At 56.7% G+C, this 16,076-nt stretch carries 28 protein-coding genes and 1 pseudogene; 14 read left to right on the top strand and 15 right to left on the bottom strand.

What is annotated here, in order from left to right; all coding sequences use genetic code 11:
* Position 1: 1 nt before the first annotated feature.
* The 15 genes and pseudogenes from FHS21_RS06335 to FHS21_RS06270 form a co-directional block, all read right to left on the bottom strand.
* Entirely contained in the window at positions 2 to 301 is a 300-nt protein-coding gene (locus FHS21_RS06335) for a hypothetical protein (RefSeq protein WP_183661314.1), read from the bottom strand.
* Positions 298 to 1,758: a DnaB-like helicase C-terminal domain-containing protein gene (locus FHS21_RS06330; RefSeq protein WP_183661311.1), complete on the bottom strand. Its 1,461-nt coding sequence runs from the start codon at positions 1,756 to 1,758 to the stop codon at positions 298 to 300. Before FHS21_RS06330 ends, FHS21_RS06335 begins: the two co-directional genes overlap by 4 nt.
* Positions 1,759 to 1,771: 13 nt before the next feature.
* On the bottom strand, positions 1,772 to 2,521 hold the full coding sequence (locus tag FHS21_RS30580) for a hypothetical protein (RefSeq protein ID WP_246410867.1): 750 nt from the start codon (positions 2,519 to 2,521) through the stop codon (positions 1,772 to 1,774).
* A gap of 22 nt (positions 2,522 to 2,543) precedes the next feature.
* A pseudogene (locus FHS21_RS31465) lies at positions 2,544 to 3,005 on the bottom strand (DNA cytosine methyltransferase); the annotation flags it as partial.
* A 2-nt stretch (positions 3,006 to 3,007) separates the two neighbouring features.
* Positions 3,008 to 3,583, bottom strand: coding sequence for a RuvC family protein (locus FHS21_RS06320; RefSeq protein WP_183661304.1), 576 nt, complete (start codon positions 3,581 to 3,583; stop codon positions 3,008 to 3,010).
* Complete coding sequence (locus tag FHS21_RS06315) at positions 3,580 to 3,858, bottom strand: hypothetical protein (protein WP_183661301.1); 279 nt, start codon at positions 3,856 to 3,858, stop codon at positions 3,580 to 3,582. The genes FHS21_RS06320 and FHS21_RS06315 overlap by 4 nt, the downstream gene beginning before the upstream one ends.
* Entirely contained in the window at positions 3,855 to 4,427 is a 573-nt protein-coding gene (locus FHS21_RS06310; RefSeq protein WP_183661298.1) for an MT-A70 family methyltransferase, read from the bottom strand. Before FHS21_RS06310 ends, FHS21_RS06315 begins: the two co-directional genes overlap by 4 nt.
* Positions 4,427 to 4,684: a hypothetical protein gene (locus FHS21_RS06305; RefSeq protein WP_183661295.1), complete on the bottom strand. Its 258-nt coding sequence runs from the start codon at positions 4,682 to 4,684 to the stop codon at positions 4,427 to 4,429. Before FHS21_RS06305 ends, FHS21_RS06310 begins: the two co-directional genes overlap by 1 nt.
* A 103-nt stretch (positions 4,685 to 4,787) precedes the next feature.
* Complete coding sequence (locus FHS21_RS06300) at positions 4,788 to 5,402, bottom strand: helix-turn-helix domain-containing protein (protein ID WP_183661292.1); 615 nt, start codon at positions 5,400 to 5,402, stop codon at positions 4,788 to 4,790.
* Between the two features lie 344 nt (positions 5,403 to 5,746).
* Positions 5,747 to 6,295 carry a hypothetical protein gene (locus FHS21_RS06295; RefSeq protein WP_183661289.1) on the bottom strand — a complete coding sequence of 183 codons (549 nt, stop codon included), beginning with the start codon at positions 6,293 to 6,295 and terminating at the stop codon, positions 5,747 to 5,749.
* A gap of 96 nt (positions 6,296 to 6,391) precedes the next feature.
* On the bottom strand, positions 6,392 to 6,778 hold the full coding sequence (locus tag FHS21_RS06290; protein WP_183661286.1) for a hypothetical protein: 387 nt from the start codon (positions 6,776 to 6,778) through the stop codon (positions 6,392 to 6,394).
* Between the two features lie 138 nt (positions 6,779 to 6,916).
* A complete protein-coding gene (locus FHS21_RS06285) occupies positions 6,917 to 7,099 on the bottom strand; it encodes a hypothetical protein (RefSeq protein ID WP_183661283.1) in 183 nt (60 codons plus the stop codon).
* The gene (locus FHS21_RS06280) at positions 7,096 to 7,293 is read right to left on the bottom strand and encodes a hypothetical protein (protein ID WP_183661280.1); all 198 of its coding nucleotides are present in this window, start codon (positions 7,291 to 7,293) and stop codon (positions 7,096 to 7,098) included. Before FHS21_RS06280 ends, FHS21_RS06285 begins: the two co-directional genes overlap by 4 nt.
* Positions 7,290 to 7,478, bottom strand: a complete 189-nt coding sequence (locus FHS21_RS06275; RefSeq protein ID WP_183661277.1) for a hypothetical protein — start codon at positions 7,476 to 7,478, stop codon at positions 7,290 to 7,292. Before FHS21_RS06275 ends, FHS21_RS06280 begins: the two co-directional genes overlap by 4 nt.
* The gene (locus FHS21_RS06270) at positions 7,475 to 7,702 is read right to left on the bottom strand and encodes a carph-isopro domain-containing protein (RefSeq protein ID WP_183661275.1); all 228 of its coding nucleotides are present in this window, start codon (positions 7,700 to 7,702) and stop codon (positions 7,475 to 7,477) included. The genes FHS21_RS06275 and FHS21_RS06270 overlap by 4 nt, the downstream gene beginning before the upstream one ends.
* A 103-nt stretch (positions 7,703 to 7,805) precedes the next feature.
* Here FHS21_RS06270 and FHS21_RS06260 point away from each other — a divergent pair, with 103 nt between their 5' ends.
* The 14 genes from FHS21_RS06260 to FHS21_RS06200 all read left to right on the top strand — a co-directional run bounded on the left by FHS21_RS06260 (position 7,806) and on the right by FHS21_RS06200 (position 16,069).
* Positions 7,806 to 8,645, top strand: coding sequence for an XRE family transcriptional regulator (locus FHS21_RS06260; RefSeq protein ID WP_281385965.1), 840 nt, complete (start codon positions 7,806 to 7,808; stop codon positions 8,643 to 8,645).
* Positions 8,646 to 9,265: 620 nt separating this feature from the next.
* Positions 9,266 to 9,484: a hypothetical protein gene (locus tag FHS21_RS06255; protein WP_183661272.1), complete on the top strand. Its 219-nt coding sequence runs from the start codon at positions 9,266 to 9,268 to the stop codon at positions 9,482 to 9,484.
* Positions 9,481 to 9,888 (top strand): hypothetical protein, encoded by a 408-nt coding sequence (locus FHS21_RS06250; protein WP_183661270.1) that lies wholly within the window; start codon positions 9,481 to 9,483, stop codon positions 9,886 to 9,888. Before FHS21_RS06255 ends, FHS21_RS06250 begins: the two co-directional genes overlap by 4 nt.
* On the top strand, positions 9,885 to 10,007 hold the full coding sequence (locus FHS21_RS31145; protein WP_281385964.1) for a hypothetical protein: 123 nt from the start codon (positions 9,885 to 9,887) through the stop codon (positions 10,005 to 10,007). The genes FHS21_RS06250 and FHS21_RS31145 overlap by 4 nt, the downstream gene beginning before the upstream one ends.
* On the top strand, positions 10,004 to 10,213 hold the full coding sequence (locus FHS21_RS06245; RefSeq protein ID WP_183661267.1) for a hypothetical protein: 210 nt from the start codon (positions 10,004 to 10,006) through the stop codon (positions 10,211 to 10,213). Before FHS21_RS31145 ends, FHS21_RS06245 begins: the two co-directional genes overlap by 4 nt.
* Before the next feature lie 3 nt (positions 10,214 to 10,216).
* A complete protein-coding gene (locus FHS21_RS06240; RefSeq protein WP_183661264.1) occupies positions 10,217 to 10,369 on the top strand; it encodes a hypothetical protein in 153 nt (50 codons plus the stop codon).
* Entirely contained in the window at positions 10,369 to 11,412 is a 1,044-nt protein-coding gene (locus tag FHS21_RS06235) for a hypothetical protein (RefSeq protein ID WP_246410859.1), read from the top strand. Before FHS21_RS06240 ends, FHS21_RS06235 begins: the two co-directional genes overlap by 1 nt.
* Before the next feature lie 14 nt (positions 11,413 to 11,426).
* The gene (locus FHS21_RS06230) at positions 11,427 to 12,455 is read left to right on the top strand and encodes a PD-(D/E)XK nuclease-like domain-containing protein (protein WP_183661257.1); all 1,029 of its coding nucleotides are present in this window, start codon (positions 11,427 to 11,429) and stop codon (positions 12,453 to 12,455) included.
* Positions 12,455 to 13,144 (top strand): exonuclease domain-containing protein, encoded by a 690-nt coding sequence (locus FHS21_RS06225; RefSeq protein ID WP_183661254.1) that lies wholly within the window; start codon positions 12,455 to 12,457, stop codon positions 13,142 to 13,144. The genes FHS21_RS06230 and FHS21_RS06225 overlap by 1 nt, the downstream gene beginning before the upstream one ends.
* A complete protein-coding gene (locus FHS21_RS06220) occupies positions 13,144 to 14,262 on the top strand; it encodes a recombinase RecT (protein ID WP_183661251.1) in 1,119 nt (372 codons plus the stop codon). The genes FHS21_RS06225 and FHS21_RS06220 overlap by 1 nt, the downstream gene beginning before the upstream one ends.
* Positions 14,255 to 14,911 carry a hypothetical protein gene (locus FHS21_RS06215; protein ID WP_183661248.1) on the top strand — a complete coding sequence of 219 codons (657 nt, stop codon included), beginning with the start codon at positions 14,255 to 14,257 and terminating at the stop codon, positions 14,909 to 14,911. Before FHS21_RS06220 ends, FHS21_RS06215 begins: the two co-directional genes overlap by 8 nt.
* On the top strand, positions 14,908 to 15,186 hold the full coding sequence (locus tag FHS21_RS06210) for a hypothetical protein (RefSeq protein WP_183661244.1): 279 nt from the start codon (positions 14,908 to 14,910) through the stop codon (positions 15,184 to 15,186). The genes FHS21_RS06215 and FHS21_RS06210 overlap by 4 nt, the downstream gene beginning before the upstream one ends.
* Positions 15,186 to 15,665 carry a hypothetical protein gene (locus FHS21_RS06205; RefSeq protein ID WP_183661241.1) on the top strand — a complete coding sequence of 160 codons (480 nt, stop codon included), beginning with the start codon at positions 15,186 to 15,188 and terminating at the stop codon, positions 15,663 to 15,665. The genes FHS21_RS06210 and FHS21_RS06205 overlap by 1 nt, the downstream gene beginning before the upstream one ends.
* Positions 15,665 to 16,069, top strand: coding sequence for an HNH endonuclease (locus FHS21_RS06200; RefSeq protein WP_183661238.1), 405 nt, complete (start codon positions 15,665 to 15,667; stop codon positions 16,067 to 16,069). Before FHS21_RS06205 ends, FHS21_RS06200 begins: the two co-directional genes overlap by 1 nt.
* Positions 16,070 to 16,076 lie beyond the last annotated feature (7 nt).

The following is a 16,076-nucleotide window of genomic DNA, read 5'->3' as shown; positions in this document are numbered from 1 at the left end:
CTCACGCTTTTACCGCCTTCCGCTCGATCTTGATCTCTCGACCGTTCATATGGATCGCGCCCCACATCTTTTCAGCCTCTGATTTGGCAGTAGAGAGACGTTCACCGCACCGCTGATAATCTCCGTTGAAATATGCGAGCAGATGCTTCGTGATCGCCTGTTGAGCCAACAGTTCGGACGGGAACACTTCCGGCTTGTCACCCTCGCCCATGACGGGTTTCGGATGGCCATCCTTGGAAAACCGAAGCATGACGCGCCAGCCGCCGGGAACAGGTTGAGAATAGGCACTGTATCGGTTCATTCAAAAAATCCTTCAAAGGCTTCTGGCATGTCGGAAGTGCTGGACGCGAAAGATGTATATTCGGCCTCGAAATTGACCTGCTGGCTTTGGCCAGGTTCACCGCGGCGGCGCTTATGGTTGATGATCCAGGCCTTGCCACGAGAGTTCTCGTAGTCGCGGATCATCTTCTCGCGCTTGGTCGGCTGGCCATCGGTGCGCGGCCGTTCGGGCGGACAGATCGGAATGAGTTCCTTGTAAAGCGGTTCCGGTCGATACAGGGAGAACCAGATATCAAGGTTCTGCTTCACGCTACCGCCGCCGTAGGCATCGCCCATCATCGGCCGAATGGAACCGCCTGTTCTCCAGCGAGCCTTCCACTCGTCGTTTCTCTGAATGAGGGTGACAACGGCGACATCAAGCGATTTGGCGATGGCTTTGAGCCCGCGATAAAGGGCATTGATGCGCTCGGCGAAGATGTCTTTGGGATTCGGCAGCGCGATCATCTTGGCATGATCGATGACAACCAGGTCGAGCCCGACCGACTTCTTCATCGCCTCCATTTTGATGCGAATGTCCGAAAGCGTACAATCGGCAAACCCGACGATGTCGAAGGGTATATCGACCGACTTCATCACTTCAGCCTCGATCCGTTCTATTTCCCTCGTATCCATGGTGTAGGCGTCGAGACGGCCGAGCGGGATCCGGCTGGCTTGTGCCGCGGACTGGAGCGCGGCTTCTTCGTCGGTGACCTCGATCGAGAAGAACGCCGACCTAAACCCGGCAAGAGCGGCATGGCGGCACTGCTGAAGCGCGAATGAGGTTTTGCCTCCGCCTGAATCGCTCATCAGTCCGATGTGATTGCCGCGTCGGATATCGCCGGCAACCATGGTTATCTCCGGCAGGAACCAAGGAATGAGCGATGTGGTCGACAGTGAAGCCCGAGCAACGCGATCAATGGCCTTTGGTAACAACACACCGTATTTGAGCGATCCTGCCCGCTCATTGCCTTCCTGCGCGATCTTGGTCAGTTCATCCGCCATGGATGAGATGATCTTCTCCGGCGTCATATCGACCGGCATGTTGCGCGCCAATTCGTCAAGGTCTTGAGCAACCGATACAAGCCTGCGTCTCGACCACGATTCGATGATAGCTCGGCCGTAATCGTAGGCGTTGATGATGGTGATCGCCTCGGCGCAAAGCCTGGCCATGTATTCCATGACCGTCATGTCGCCAATCTTCAGATCAACAGGCACATAAGATTTGATCGTAACGGGGTTTACCCCGCGACCGCCTGTGATCATCGTCCCCATGGTTTCGTAGAGAAGCTGATGGATCGGCTCGGCGAAATGGGTTGGCTTCACGAAGGCAGCCACCCGCCAATAAGCATCGTTGTTGACGAAGATAGCCCCGAGCAAAGCCTGCTCTGCCTCAATTGCATCAGGTAGCGATGCGCGGATGTTGGTCTGATGCGCGTTCATGCTGACTCTCCCATCATCCGAACAAGGCGAGCTGCGCCGGAGGAGCCTCTTTTGGCGAGGCGAGTTGAGAGAGTGCGAAACGCATACGCTGCTTCCAATGGGACAACTCCATTGCCGAGCATGCGAAGTCGGTCCACGCGAGCAATGTCCAGCCTTGTGGCCAGCCCATCAGCCACTCTACGAAAAGCGGGTTCAAGCTCCGGCGCTCTTTCGAGTGTATCCCGCCAACTGGATAGATCGGATGGACCGGGAGGGAAGAGGCCAACGCCTCCGCCTGCATTGACGTCGTGGGGCCGCCAACGCCCTTCGTTCGGCTCGACGATGTGCTTGTAGCTAGATGACGAATGTTGCGTGCCCGCTTGGTTTCCCACGCCTCGTTGGTTTCTGTCGCGCGTGGCGTCGTCCACATTTCGCCAAGCTGAATCGCCTGCGCTGGCAATGGTATCCCGCCCGCCCCGAAGCTCTGATTTGGGCTGCCCTTCTCCCCGTCCGATGCCCGAGGCGTCGACCAGAGATCGGACGCTTCCTTTGCCTGATGCGTCAACATCCTCTGCATCTTGCCATCGACCGTGCCCGCCGCATCTTCGTTCGCAGATGGCGTCAGCCAGGCTGACGCCTGGAACATCTTTGCTGAGTTCGCCAAGTTCGGATAACCGGACTGCTGGAATTTCTTCTCCGCATACTCCATGCCGCCACGGTCCTGATTGATGTCCGCGACTTGCGGAGTCGGCCACTGCGAGGAGGAAGAAGCGTTCTCTCTCATGCGTTGCGCCAACTTCTGACGCCGTGAACAATCCTCCCTCAACCGTAAAGCCCAATCGGCGAAGGTCTCGCCATACCCGTTCGGCTCCGCCCGAGGTGAGCATGCCGCGGACGTTTTCGATAAGGGCGAACCACGCGCCGGACTGGACGAGGATGCGTCGGGCTGTCGACCAGAGATCGCGTTCGTCTTCTTCGCCGAGACGCTTGCCGGCAAGGCTATGGGGCTGGCACGGGATGCCGCCAATGAGGCCATCCACTGCGCCACGCCACTGTCTGCCGTTGAAGGTTCTGGCATCGCTCCATATAGGCGCTGGAGCCAAGAGGCCCGCTTCCATAGCTGATACCAGTTGCGCGATCGCGAAACCTTCCCTCTCGACCATGCAGACTGTTCGAGCGCCTGGAACTGCCAGTTCGATGCCGAGATCGAGTCCGGCGCCTCCGGTGCAGATGGAGAGGATGTTGAGATATTCGGGACGTAGAGCCACATTCACGCCGCAGCTCCTATTTTCATCATCTTGACGCGATCATGACCGGATCCGGCAAAGGCGATTCCGACGGCTTCGCCCTGATCATCGTTGGTGACTTTGATCTTCAGTTGAGTGCAGCGGTCCCGCGCGGCTTTCTTCCAATCCTTGCGTTCCCATCCCTTATGGGTACCGAAGCCGAGGAAGGCTTTGCGCCAGCTTACAGAGGCGATCGTGTCGAACGGGATGCCATACGCCCCGATGATCGCCGAAGCCGCGCCTACGAGCTGATTGGAGGATATGACCGCATTGAGGCCGGAACCCTTGGCCTCGACTTGCTGCTCCTCGCCCATGAACTTCATGGTGCGCTTTCCGCCGCCGCCCGGTTGTGCCCGGATCGGCCGCTCGATGATGATAAAATCCGGCTTATCCGCCTTGATCAGTCTGACGAGTGCCCGCCCGAGAAAAGCAGCCTTCTCTTCAAATTCTTCGCCCTCGCATTGGATGTGACCGACGCGGATGGCAGCGAGAGAAGCCTGATCGTCGTAATAGGCGAAACCGGTACGGGTAGCGATATCGAGCCCGAGGATCAGGGTCATTTGCCATACTCCGCAGATTGCAGGGAAAAGAAGTCGAGTGCCCGTTCATCTCTGATGATGGTCAGGCTGCGATAGGCGATCTCGCGATTGACGCGGATGAGGCTGTTCGCAAATTGTGCATAGGCGCCGACGGGATGTTCCGATGGACTATCGAATCCGCACTTCTTCATGACCATGTTTCGGTCAAGCCAGTCACCCCGGCGGTCGTAGAAGTACGCCAGCAAGGCGCGATCGAGGGGATTGTCGAGGTTTGATTGATTATGTGCGAGGTTCATGCGGCTTCTCCAAACTTGCCGACTTCTTTGCCCCAGACTGTCCAGCCGGGACGATTCGTGCGGGAAAACAGATCCAGACGATGAGCGCGCGGCATCAATCGTTCTGCTTCGAAGTAGGCTTCCTCGGGCTTGCGGGAGTGTTCACGCGCCTTGCCATGGATGACCGATCGGGTTGATTTGGTGAGTTTGGGTTCGCCGCGTTTGGCGATGATGAAGGGCTCGTGTGAACCGCGAAGCCCGTAGCCGGTGCCGAATGACACCTTGCCGTGCGTCGTCATCTTCACCCATACGCCTTCAGTGCAATACTCGAATCCCCAGGCTTTGACGGTCGTCAGTTGCTGCGGAAGCATCGGAGCGGTACACCAAAGCCATAGGACACAGTTCGGTGCGGCGAGATCCATGACTGGCATGGTGTTGATATCTTCCAGCGCCATGGTGTCGTAATGCGCTTGTGCGCTCTTGCCCTCGCCTTTCGGAGACCTGACAACGAAGCGCCAAGGCGGATCGGCCATGATCATGTCGAAGCTGTGCGGGTTGATATCGCCGAATGGCCAATCGAAGAGGTGCATTACTTGACCACCTCCAACTTGCGCTTGGAGGGCGGCTTCCTCGGGCCGTATCCCTCGCCGAGGACGTGGCTATCCATCGCGTGACCGATTGGCTCACCGGCAAGTTGCTGCTGAACTTTCTCGACACCAACCTCGACTTGCATCTGGTAGACGCGATCGGCGGGGGTATGATCGGAGACGACGAAGAACTCGACAGGCTCATCCGAATAGATCGTGAAGCAGCCCTGCGCATCCATGTTCATGACGACGCGGTTCATACCGGCATCTCGCCCATGGACATGAATCCGAGGACAACGATCCCGATAAGCAGGGAGACAAGAAACAGGGTGACGTATACTTCCCATGGCTTCAGATCGTCGTTCATGCCGACCGCCCTTGCGCCAATGGCGACGTTGCCCGGCGAACGGTCTCGACGGCGTAATCCATAGCCAGCGCCACTTCCTCATTGGTCATCCCGGATGCGTAGAGTGTTCTGGCTTGATCGGGATCGAATGTCTGGTGGCGTGGCTTGTAGGCTATGCCTCGCTTGCGCAGCGCGTGGAGGATGGTTGTATGGTCACGACCGCCCATGATCCTGCCCATTTCGGGAAGGCTGAGTTCGGGTCGTTTGTGATGAAGATCTACGATAGCGTCATATCTGGCCGCTATGATGTTGCGGAACCGGCTATCGCCTTTGATATCGTCCACCGTCAAATTGTGCTTGCGAGCATTGAATTCCACGATCGCCGCACCGATCGGCTTTTCGCTGTTGTACTCGGCGTTTAGGAGCCACAGGTGCAAGCGCTCCCGCTCACAGTCGCTTTTCTTGAGATGATCAACAGCTAGTTTCTGGTCAACCATCTTCTTGATTGACTGATAGGTCGAGAAAACCGTGATCTTTTCGGGATGCAGCCGAGCATCTTCTTTTGCCTGCTGGCGAGCCACGGCTGCCCGATACGCGGGTGTCGCTTCCAGTACACTACCCAACTTCAACATTGATTTGTCTTCCTTTGATCAAGTGCGCTACGTCCGGGAAGAGGATCGCCGCATAGCCGACCGGTGACGCTTCGCGTGTCTGACGGAAGAGCGGGAAGGCTGTCCAAGTCATCGGGCGCAACGCGGGGGGACTTCCTGACCCGATTGTCGTGGCCATAGCGCTTGATGCGCCTTGTTTCGTTCACCTGTTCCCGGCGGCGGTCAGCATATTGAGGATCGAGGCGCATTCGCATTGTGATGCCGTTGGTACCCAACTGATCGCCAATCTCCTTATAATTTAGGCCTTGCGCTTTCAGTTTTCGGGCCAACTCGACATCAATATCCTTACGCGCCACCATGTCGGGTTACTCCGCAGCGTCTGGTTGATTTTCCTCTGAATCGCCCGCAAAGCCTGGATCATTGTCCTGGCTGATGGTGTTCTTCTTTTTCTCCATCGCCGAGACCAGATCATCGGCGAGCGACTTCTGACCTTTGGTCCAGCCCTTCATCCATGCCTGATCTTCAGGTGAACCGGCGCCGTATTCCGAAACGCCGGTCATTCCGGACAGACCGGCGACAAGGCCCTCGGCTTCGATCCGCTCCAGTGCCGGCGCACGATCGACAAACATGTCGGGCTGATACTGGACGGGAAGAGCGAACCATTCGGCGATCTGTGTCATCGACCTGATCTGTCCGGTGATGATCGTCGGATCCTCGATCTCGGCGCAGCGAAGCATGAAATCCAGATCGGAAAGAACGATGCCATCGACCTTGGCGAGCTTTCTGACCCGCTTCCGCTCCTCGTTGGCGAGGTTTACAGCGTTCTGTGCGATCTGAACCGCAGAGAAGTGGTGGAACATGAGCGCGCGGCGCTCGGCATCGGTCAGTTTGTTATTGTCACTCTTCTCAGCCATGCTCATTCTCCATCCTCGATAAGTTGATTTTCAAACTCAGCAGCGAAGATCAGCTCGGCACCCGATGCGGAGAGCTTGCCTCCCCATTTGATGAACTTACGACCGGTCCAGATCCGAACCGATTGCTTGAAGCCGTGCCATAAGGACTGCGTTTTTCTGCTCTGCGACGTAGAGTTCGTGTTTTGCACGCGATAGACTTTCTTCGTTGTGGCGACTTACGGCTTCGCGGATTGTGTCCGCGATATCAGCCGGCACCCGTTTGATTTTCCTCCAGCGAAGACGTTCAACCACCGTAATAGACAGGCCCGCCGCACGTGCTGCCTTGGTGATCTGTTCCTTCGCACTTCCCTCGCCGCCCAAGAACCGGACGGCCGAGGCCATTTCAGATTGGATGACTTCAACTCGATACATTTCTGCCTCGCGCCGTGAGATTTCCGGCTTACGCCGTGAATCTGATTGGTCGCGCCCCTGGATTTCCGACATTTGACAGTCCTTTCGCTCTACATTTTGAGGTGTAGAGCGAGCCCTCTCCGGTCGGCTCGGAATAGGAAGGACACTGAGATGAAACTGCAGCAGGCAAGACGTCGCCAAACAGAGATGCCAGTGCAGTTGGAATTGTTTTCATTTGGAAAGTTTCCCCATCAGGGGAGCCGCAAGGCCGGTAATCACCGACCAAAAAACACCTACAGGCCAAATAACGATGATTGCCCATTCTCTCGGGCCAGGGGCTACATCCCGCCCCACGGCAGCAACAGCGCCGATTAACCCGAGCAAGTAGAGGCTGATCGCGATAGCGGTACTCATGAGAAATCACCGTCCTGCTCATCGAGAAAACGAGAGCGAAACACGCGGTCGCCTTTGCCGCAGGACGCGGGATGAAAACGGACAGGAGTCTGGTCTTTCTTCGGAGCAGCGATCGCTGTCACACCCGCCGGAATGACCTTGACGATTCCGCGCTCGACCGCGTCCTGAACCATCTTGTCCAGATCATCAATCACGATTTCACCACGTATCCGGAGGGATCGATATTGCGGACGTCAGAAGCCTCACCGAACGTACCGAGCTGTTTGGTACGAAACTCACGCGTGCCCTGCGGATCAAACGTTGCGGCAGCTCCAGTCCGGAGCCACGTCGGCGCTTTCGCAGCGGCACGCGCCATCTTTTTCTTGGATTTTCTGCTCACGCTGCCACCTCGGAGGATGGCTCTTCATGATCTTTAAGGAAGTCTGTGACCTCCAAAGCGTCGCCATTCTTTCCGGCTGCTTCGATCAAGGGCAACCAATGCTCTTGCGGTACCTTTCCCCGCTCCTTCCAGCCCTGAACTGTCGAGATCGGGACGCCGAGCGCTCTGGCCGTTTTGGTCAGACCTCCGAACTTGCCGATCACATATTCCGCTGGTGTTTGCATTGGATGATTTTCCCGATGATCATTGTGTGTGCGTACATATACGCATACTTCGTAAATGACGTCAACGTGGAAAACGTAAATCGCATGTGCGTTTATACGCATCATGGATAACAGCCCGGAATCAATAACTGGAAGAGTACGAGCCCTTCGGCTAAAGGCCGGGTTGAGCATGGATGAATTTGCCAAGGCACTTGGCTATAAGAGCGCGTCCAGCGTGCAGCGCTACGAGAGCCCTACCGACTATGCAGGTGGATATTTGAAGCGCGATCTGGTTGCAAAGATCGTGGACGCTCTCGCGGGGAAAGGGAGCCCGGCCATTCGTAAAGAAGAGATATGGGAACTCGCTGGTCCGGAGTTTTCAACTCGACCCGCTTCGCGCCCGCGCCTTGTTCAAAGTTATGATCCTGATGGACCTGAACAGCGGGATAACGACGAACGCATGTCCATAGGATCTGAGACAGGCTTCAACGGTGCGCCAGAAGGCAGCTCGCCTCAGATCGATATAACCGCTGGCATGGGTGCTGGTGGCTTAGCCATTGTCAACGAAGGTGTTCCTGGCAAGCACGGCATGACTTTCTCAGCAGAGAGTGTGAAGGATTATTGGAAGCTTCCACCAGCTATCCTAGTGTCACTCGGTCTCGGCGCGCGGGACATCGCGATTTTCCCGGTGCAAGGCGATTCGATGCAGCCGACCCTCGATGAGGGCGACGTTGTGTTTATCGACACCCGCCACCGTCGGCCCTCGCCTGATGGGCTCTACGCTATTATTGATGAACTTGGCGGATTGGCGATTAAACGCCTTGAGGTCTCCAGCGTTCCTGGCGCTGAAGAAACGCTCGTCTCGGTCATTTCTGACAACCCGCGCCATAAAACAAAAGTTTGGAAGGTCGAAGACCTTTATGTTGTCGGGCGCGTTATGCGCAAATTTGGAACTGTAAAGTGACCCTTTTGAAGGATTCGTGACACAATACGACCTATCAAGACGTTCACCCTCAAGTACGAGAGGTTCCGCCCTTTCGCCCTGCCCGATGCTGGCAAGACGGGATGCTATGAAGTCCGGATATCCTGAGCTGCCTGTTCCACCAGAAGGCCAATCTGTCTCAATTCTTGAAGGTATGTTGCTCAGTTTACTCGTCAGACCGCATCCAAATCATTCAGACGGCGTCTACCCGTCCGGACCGTGTGATTAGACTGGAATCACAAACCGCCTAGGAATTCATGCGCCGGATGATCGGTGCTGCGGGACAATGCCCTGAAAAAGACCGCTGCCTTAGCGCTCCATGTCTCATTTATTGGCGGGAACCTCCGAGCAGACCCAATAAAATCAACACTTCTGCGCCCTGAGCGGGACATTTCCCTTGTACTGGAAATCACCGGCGTGATACTTAAGGGATAGCTTAATGAACGTGCTCAGGCGCCGGTAGGATCATCCCTCCGGCGCTTTTCTTTTACGCGCCGTACGCATGGCGGTCAAATATTTTTACGCACGGTTCGTAAATACTTGTTGTGTTTACGCATGATACGTATACAGTAGGCCCATCGGAACATTCGGGGCTGAACGAAATGACCTCTCCAAAGCAATATATTCTGGGAACGGCGCTCATCATCGCCACTGTCACGGCTGCCCTGCAGCTCTCCGGTTGCGGCACGTACAACACTTGGACGCCACGCGAAGCCGAGACAGCCACGCGCTATTCCTGCGCTGATGGCTATTACAACTGCGATTTGCGGACCAGCAACACCGCTGGCGACAATGGCAAAGCCTCGAGGGTTTCGCGATGAACGTGATCGCTCACAACTTTCGCCGTGCCTCAGCACTCGACCCTACCGGCGACTCCATTGCGCGGGCATTGGCCAAGTTCACCAAGTCGCCGGCTCAGATCGAAAATGAAAAGCGTCTGTTTCGGTTCAGGGAAAAGCGCGATCTGCGGAATCTGATCGGTGCCATCCGCGACGAACGCGATCTGTTGAGCCGTCTGCATTGTGTCGGGCTCGAAGGATTCACTGAACCGCCGGTATCGATCGATCAAGCCTTATCGCGTCTGGAACGCATGTATCGCGTCGAGAAGAGCCACACCGGCACGCCTTTCGCGAGCGGCAATCGGTTCATGGCGATCAAGTCGCGGCTGTTCCTGGCCCGCTTCTTTCGCCGGTTTCACAAGCAGATTTGGGAGTTCGGGGCATGAACTGGATTTTTTACCTCGCGCCCGTCGTGGCCATGATCGGCGGTGTCGTCTCGGTTCTTGGTTTCGCGAACACCATTGAGACCAGCTTTGCAGCTTCCCGTGCGGGGTTCGATCAGTGACCGAGCGCTATCGCGACTTCGACATCCACTACGAGCCGCCGCCGATCCCTGATCGGAGATGGGACTGGCACTACGTCCACGTCGAATATTGCGGCGATGGCGATGACCGCTGCGGAGACGCATCCAGCTTGGTCGAGGCCAAGGGGATGATCGATCTCTGGCACGCCGAGCAAGCGGAAGATTTCAACCACGATATCGGGGAATAACCCATGAACCGCACCTTTGAACAAGAGCCTGACCGCATCCTCATTGTAGATCCGCTGACCGACAACCGGGCCCGCCGCGAAAGCTGGAAGCTTATGGCTGCCATCGCTTTCATGGGGCTGGCCTTCGTCGCCGGATGCCTGGGGAGCGTGTTGTGATGAGCAAGGCAGCAGCAACCGACCTGATTATCAAACTGCCGGCCGTCATGACTGCCGAGACCTTCACCAACGATGAGGAGTTCGAAAAGCTCTATTCCGCGGTGAAGGAAGCCGTTTCAAAGCATGTCCCTGACACATCGACCAAGACTGGCCGGGATGCGGTTAAATCCCTCGCCTACAAGGTTGCCCAAACCAAAGTGGCTCTGGTCAAACAAGGCAAGGCACTGACCGAAGGCTGGCGCAACCAGACGACTAAGGTCAACGCCGCCTGTAACACGATCGAGGAACGACTAGACGCCTTGCGTGACGAGGTTCGCAAGCCCGTCGATGATTGGGAGAAGATCGAGGAAGATCGGGTCGACGCTCACAAAGAGAAACTTCAATCTCTGATCGATCTTTCCAAAGTTGGTCTTGGCCGCACGGTTGCCGAGTATCGCGAATTGCTGGCCACAGCGGAACAGACGCAGCTCGGCGCGACGTGGGAAGAGTTCGCCGCACAAGCCTCTCTCGCTCGTGAAGATGCGATCGAGACGCTGACCCGGATGCTTAAAATCGCGGAAAAGCAGGAAGCCGATGCGGCCGAACTGGAAAAGCTTCGCGCGAAGGATGCCGAACGCGAAGCCGCCGATGCTGAACGCCTGGCTGCAGAGAATGCGGCAAAGGCAGAGGCCGAACAGGCGGAAGCCCGCAAGGTCGAAGACGAGCGCATTGCGAATGAAGCCCGTCAGAAGGCCTTGGACGAGGCCGCCGAGCGTGTAGCGGATGCTGAACGTAAGGCAGCGAAAGCGGACGCGGACGCCAAACAGGCAATCGCCGATGCTGCCGCGAAGGTCGAGGACGATCGCCGCAAGGCAGCCGATGAGCAAGCCGCGGCCGAGGCTGAACAGAAACGCCGAGACGACGACAAGGCACATCGCCAGACGGTCAATAGGGCCATCGTGAGCGAGCTGGTCGATTGCTCGGACATCACCGCAGACCAGGCGCAACAGATCGTCATAGCGATCGTCAGCGGCTTGGTTCCCAACGTCACCCTGAAATACTGATCGGAGACAGAACGATGGAAAAGATCATCGAGACCGACGCCATGCAGTCATTGGGCTCTCTTGCCGACAAGATCGTTGGCGGATTGGCAAAGGAAAAAGTGTGGGATGGAAAACCGATCACGGCGAACGGCACATATGCCGGGATCAAAATGGATGACTATCACAACAATCCCAATTTGTTGGATGGACCGTCGGTTTCAAAGTCCATGCTCAAGCATCTGTTGCCTACCCACGGCGGAAGCCCGAAGGCTTTCTTTGGACGGTGGAAGCACAACCCGGATCATGTCGTACCGAAGTCCAGCCCCGCGCTTGAGTTCGGTAAGGCTGTCCACTTCCTTCTGTTGAGCGAAGGCACGTTCCGAGATCACTACGTCATCCGCCCCGACGAAGCTCCCGATGGCAGAGCATGGAATGGCAACAACAACACCTGCAAGGCTTGGCTGGCAGATCGTGCCAAGGAGGGCATGACGGTTCTCACATCCGATCAGCTTGAAACGATCAAGCGGATGGCCGACGACGCTTCGAAGTATCCCGAAGTGCAGCAAGGCATTCTCAACGGCCGCGCAGAGCGTTCAATGCTTTGGAAAGACCCAAAGACCGGCATCTGGCTTCGTTCGCGTCCTGACGTCATCCCGGCTGCTGACGGTGTGTTTTGCGATTTGAAGTCCACGTCCAGCATGGATGAAGATTTCCTCGAGCGCCAGATATTCGACTGCGCCTATTACCTGCAAGCCGCGATCAATCGCATGGTTTGCCGCGGTCTCGGTGTCCCGTTCGAAACCTTCGCCCTGCTCTATGTCCTCAACGATGATGTGCCAGACACGGCACATGTCGAGATCGAGACCATGACAATCGATCGCGGTGAAGCCTGCGTCCGTTGGTGCCTCGATACGATCCGGCATTGCCTTGATGAAGGCTATTGGCCCGGCCGCGAACCATTCAACCGCGGCGAACGACCAATCCAGATGAAGGTCTGGTCCAAGGACCGCGTAGACCATTTCCTCAACCGACAGGCGCAGATCGCCGAACAGGAAGCAGCATAATGCAAAAGATTCGCGTAGTTGACTTTGAAACGACCGGCCTTCCCGACGATCAGATCAAGGCTATTTGCGAGGTCGGCTGGACCGATCTGACCGCAGATTGGAAGGTATCGGAAACTCGGTCGCTTCTGGTCAATCCCGGTCATCCAATCCCGCCACAGACGCGCGCCGTGCATCACATCTCGGATGCCGATGTCGTCGGCGCGATCGATCCTGGTACGGCATGCATGATGCTTATGGATGGCATGGAAAAAGACGACATCTTTGCCGCTCACAATGCCAAATTTGAACAAGCATTCTTTGGCGGTGGCGGCCGACGCTGGATATGCACGATGCAGTGCGCGAAGCATATTCTTCCAGACGCTCCGGGCTTCTCAAACCAGACGCTTCGATACTGGATGGATATCGACAAAGGGTTTGACGATCCAAGTGCCGCCATGCCTCCGCATCGCGCCGGGCCTGATACCTATGTCACCGCACACATTCTGCATCGGCTCGTCTTGGCAAGGAATCCCGATGAGCTCGTCCGCCTTTCCACTGCGCCGGTTCTGCTGACCAAGGTCACGTTCGGCAAGCACCGCGGACTCCTCTGGAAGGACGTGCCTTGGGACTACCTGAACTTTGTCGCCAACAAATCTGATCTCGGCGCCGACGAGAAGCATACCGCGCGCCATTACCTTGGAGCACGATAATGAACCAGATCGCCCCACGCGAAACATCCATCAATAGCGTATCAGTATCGACCGGAGCCAATGGTACGTCGATCGCGCCGCAGAACCTGGGCGAGGTTGTTCGCTTCGCAGAAGTTATGTGTAAGGCTGACATAGCCCTTCCGAAGCACCTTCGGGGCAATGCCGGCGCATGTATGGCGGTAGCGATGCAAGCGCTGGAATGGCAGATGAGCCCGTTTGCCGTCGCGTCGAAGTCCTATGAGGTCGGCGGGCGGATTGCCTATGAGGCGCAGCTCATCGCCGCTGTCGTCAATACTCGGTCTGGCATTAAGGGAAGGCTCAAGTACCAGTTCGATGGCGGAGGCCCCACGATGACTTGCACAGTCACCGGCATTCTTGACGATGAGGAATGCGTTTACACCTCGCCAGCCGTCGGCAACATCACGGTCAAGAACTCTCCTCTTTGGAAATCGGAGCCGCAGCAGCAGCTTGGATACTTCTCTGCGAGGTCTTGGGCGCGGCGGCATTGCCCGGAGGTCTTGCTCGGCGTTTACGATCGCGACGAAGTCGAAAGCTTTCAAGGCGCTGACAATGCGAAGGACGTCACCCCTCGCCCTTCAATTATGGAGCGTCTGGCCGCCAATAAGCCCCAAGGAGAGCAAGAAGGGTTCGACGCGGCCAATGTGACCCGCGAGACGGATAGCCTTGCCGGTGACGCCACAAACCAGAACACAGATGCATTGAAGCTTGCCCCGAGCGGAGATGCTGGAAGCAGCGCGGCTTCGATAACCGATAACGCTGCTTCCACCAACACCGCGAAAGCGGATCAGTCTGGCGACACTTCGGAAACCTCCGCCGAGGTGTCGCCGGACTCTACTGATCATGATTTCGATGAGACCGAATGGCTGCAGAGCTTTGCTAAGCGAGTCTCGGCTGCGATCGGCAGCAACATAGATCAGCTCGAAACCGTCATCAGTGCCGAACTGGTCGGTGGCCTATCCGAAGATGCCGAAACGCGGGCCGGTGCCATCGTTCGACTGGCAAAGACCGCATGCGGTGATGCCGACAATAAGGCGAACTACGTCAAGATGATCGCGGGTAAAGCCCGTTTAGAGGAAAAGGAGTTGGCCAATGGCTGACCGTCCTAGCCTCTTTTCCGCGAGCATGGTTCAGGCTTTGCTCGCCGGTCGTAAGACCCAGACACGCCGGTTACTGCCGTTGGGCTCGCCGCCAAAGGATTCTGGAAAGCATGTCGTCAAGCAATTGATCCGCCCCTTCGATGCGCCTGCCTTCTATCAGTATGAATGGCGATCAAAGTACGGAGTGTTTTGCGGAGTGGTAAAGCTCCGGATCAATATCGGAGACCGTCTGTACGTTCGCGAGGCGTGGCGAACTCATGCAATGTTCGATGCGATCGCGCCCCGCGACCTTCAAACAAGTTCCATCCACTATATCGCTGATGGTGAAATCGATAGCGGAAAGTACCGACAGGCAATGCACATGCCGCGCCGTCTTTCCCGCCTCACCCTGATAGTCAAAGACGTGCGGGTCGAACGCTTGCAGGATATCAGCGAGAAAGACGCGCTTGCAGAAGGCATCCAAAAGATTGGACGCTTCTACGGGCTGCCTGATTCCGATTGGGATACCGCATCAACTACGTCTGCGATCGACGCATACGGCGCGCTTTGGGATCACATCAATGGCGCCGACGCGTGGGCTGAAAACCCTTGGATTACTGCCATAAGCTTCGACGTCGTCAAGCAGAACATTGACGAGGTGGCAGCATGACGGGCTTGCCAGGATACGACGAGTGGAAACTCGCGAGCCCCGACGATGATCGCGAGATCGATGAATACTGCTCAAACTGCGCTGGCGAAGGTGTCATCTACTGCTGCTTAGACGAGATTGGCTGCGTCGATCCCGAGGGCGGCTGCGATCTATGCGAGCGGGTTTGTGATTGGTGCAAAGGCAGCCCGATCAAGGCAGAATCCGATCCTGACCATCTCCGCGACATCCGAAACGAGGATCGCGAGTTCTTCGACCGCATGGAAGGGGGCGACTGATGGCCTACGCCAAAGACACGACAGTTCCTGTTGCAAAGACCGAAGGCGAGATCAAAGCCATCATCCGGAAATATGGTGCCAGCAGCTTTGCATCTTTTGAAAGCGCAGATCAGGCCGTCATCGCTTTTGAAAAGGACGGCCGGCGTATTGTCCTGAAAATGCCATTGCCGGACAAGCAGAGCCGCGCGTTCACTCATGCGACTTTCGGGGTACGCGGCGTGCAGCGGCGAAGCCCTGAAAGCCAAGGAAAAGCATGGGAACAGGCTTGCCGATCACGGTGGCGGGCACTGTTCCTCTGCATCAAGGCAAAGCTTGAAAGTGTTGAAGCTGGCATCGAAACATTCGAAGACGCGTTTCTTGCCCACGTCCAGATGCCAGACGGACAGACCGTCTCAGAGCATGTCCGCCCGCGTATCGCAACTGCCTACGAAACCGGTTCAATGCAGCCGCTATTGCCCGGCCCGCGGGGTGACCGGTAATGGCCCGCAAGGTCGCAGAGTGGATCGGCAAGACCGATAATACCAAAGCGCCCCCGCGGGTTCGCCAACGCATCTATGACCGGGACAAGGGTTCCTGCTATCTGTGCAAGACCAAGATCAAGATCGGCGAGACTTGGGAAGCCGATCATGTAATCGCCCTGATCAACGGCGGATCGAACACTGAAGGCAATCTCGCGCCGGCGCATTCGCATTGCCATCTTAAGAAAACGGCATTGGACGTGAAGGAAAAGTCCAAGGTCGCCAAGGTCCGGGCAAAGCATACCGGCGTTAAGCGACCGAACGGCGATATTAGGTCTCAGGGCTTCGCGAAGAGCGCCAAGGTTCACGCGCCTAGTTCGAAGTCCTTGCCGCCTCGCAGGCTTTATCAGGAGCGCACATCATGAGCGGGAG

Origin of the sequence: Phyllobacterium trifolii, assembly GCF_014192095.1 — a bacterium.
Taxonomy (GTDB): Bacteria; Pseudomonadota; Alphaproteobacteria; order Rhizobiales; family Rhizobiaceae; genus Phyllobacterium; species Phyllobacterium trifolii.
Note: the sequence above shows the minus strand (reverse complement) of the source record. Positions and strands in the feature narration are given on the sequence as shown.

Coding starts and splice junctions, on each gene's coding strand:
- FHS21_RS06250 (WP_183661270.1), top strand. CDS start 9,481: ATGAACGTGATCGCTCACAACTTTCGCCGTGCCTCAGCACTCGACCCT.
- FHS21_RS06230 (WP_183661257.1), top strand. CDS start 11,427: ATGGAAAAGATCATCGAGACCGACGCCATGCAGTCATTGGGCTCTCTT.
- FHS21_RS06300 (WP_183661292.1), bottom strand. CDS start 5,402: ATGTTGAAGTTGGGTAGTGTACTGGAAGCGACACCCGCGTATCGGGCA.
- FHS21_RS06295 (WP_183661289.1), bottom strand. CDS start 6,295: ATGGCTGAGAAGAGTGACAATAACAAACTGACCGATGCCGAGCGCCGC.
- FHS21_RS06200 (WP_183661238.1), top strand. CDS start 15,665: ATGGCCCGCAAGGTCGCAGAGTGGATCGGCAAGACCGATAATACCAAA.
- FHS21_RS06235 (WP_246410859.1), top strand. CDS start 10,369: ATGAGCAAGGCAGCAGCAACCGACCTGATTATCAAACTGCCGGCCGTC.
- FHS21_RS06260 (WP_281385965.1), top strand. CDS start 7,806: ATGGATAACAGCCCGGAATCAATAACTGGAAGAGTACGAGCCCTTCGG.
- FHS21_RS06220 (WP_183661251.1), top strand. CDS start 13,144: ATGAACCAGATCGCCCCACGCGAAACATCCATCAATAGCGTATCAGTA.
- FHS21_RS06330 (WP_183661311.1), bottom strand. CDS start 1,758: ATGAACGCGCATCAGACCAACATCCGCGCATCGCTACCTGATGCAATT.
- FHS21_RS06285 (WP_183661283.1), bottom strand. CDS start 7,099: ATGAGTACCGCTATCGCGATCAGCCTCTACTTGCTCGGGTTAATCGGC.
- FHS21_RS06240 (WP_183661264.1), top strand. CDS start 10,217: ATGAACCGCACCTTTGAACAAGAGCCTGACCGCATCCTCATTGTAGAT.
- FHS21_RS06320 (WP_183661304.1), bottom strand. CDS start 3,583: ATGACCCTGATCCTCGGGCTCGATATCGCTACCCGTACCGGTTTCGCC.
- FHS21_RS30580 (WP_246410867.1), bottom strand. CDS start 2,521: ATGAGAGAGAACGCTTCTTCCTCCTCGCAGTGGCCGACTCCGCAAGTC.
- FHS21_RS06210 (WP_183661244.1), top strand. CDS start 14,908: ATGACGGGCTTGCCAGGATACGACGAGTGGAAACTCGCGAGCCCCGAC.
- FHS21_RS06310 (WP_183661298.1), bottom strand. CDS start 4,427: ATGCACCTCTTCGATTGGCCATTCGGCGATATCAACCCGCACAGCTTC.
- FHS21_RS06205 (WP_183661241.1), top strand. CDS start 15,186: ATGGCCTACGCCAAAGACACGACAGTTCCTGTTGCAAAGACCGAAGGC.
- FHS21_RS06305 (WP_183661295.1), bottom strand. CDS start 4,684: ATGAACCGCGTCGTCATGAACATGGATGCGCAGGGCTGCTTCACGATC.
- FHS21_RS31145 (WP_281385964.1), top strand. CDS start 9,885: ATGAACTGGATTTTTTACCTCGCGCCCGTCGTGGCCATGATCGGCGGT.
- FHS21_RS06290 (WP_183661286.1), bottom strand. CDS start 6,778: ATGTCGGAAATCCAGGGGCGCGACCAATCAGATTCACGGCGTAAGCCG.
- FHS21_RS06335 (WP_183661314.1), bottom strand. CDS start 301: ATGAACCGATACAGTGCCTATTCTCAACCTGTTCCCGGCGGCTGGCGC.
- FHS21_RS06270 (WP_183661275.1), bottom strand. CDS start 7,702: ATGCAAACACCAGCGGAATATGTGATCGGCAAGTTCGGAGGTCTGACC.
- FHS21_RS06255 (WP_183661272.1), top strand. CDS start 9,266: ATGACCTCTCCAAAGCAATATATTCTGGGAACGGCGCTCATCATCGCC.
- FHS21_RS06315 (WP_183661301.1), bottom strand. CDS start 3,858: ATGAACCTCGCACATAATCAATCAAACCTCGACAATCCCCTCGATCGC.
- FHS21_RS06215 (WP_183661248.1), top strand. CDS start 14,255: ATGGCTGACCGTCCTAGCCTCTTTTCCGCGAGCATGGTTCAGGCTTTG.
- FHS21_RS06225 (WP_183661254.1), top strand. CDS start 12,455: ATGCAAAAGATTCGCGTAGTTGACTTTGAAACGACCGGCCTTCCCGAC.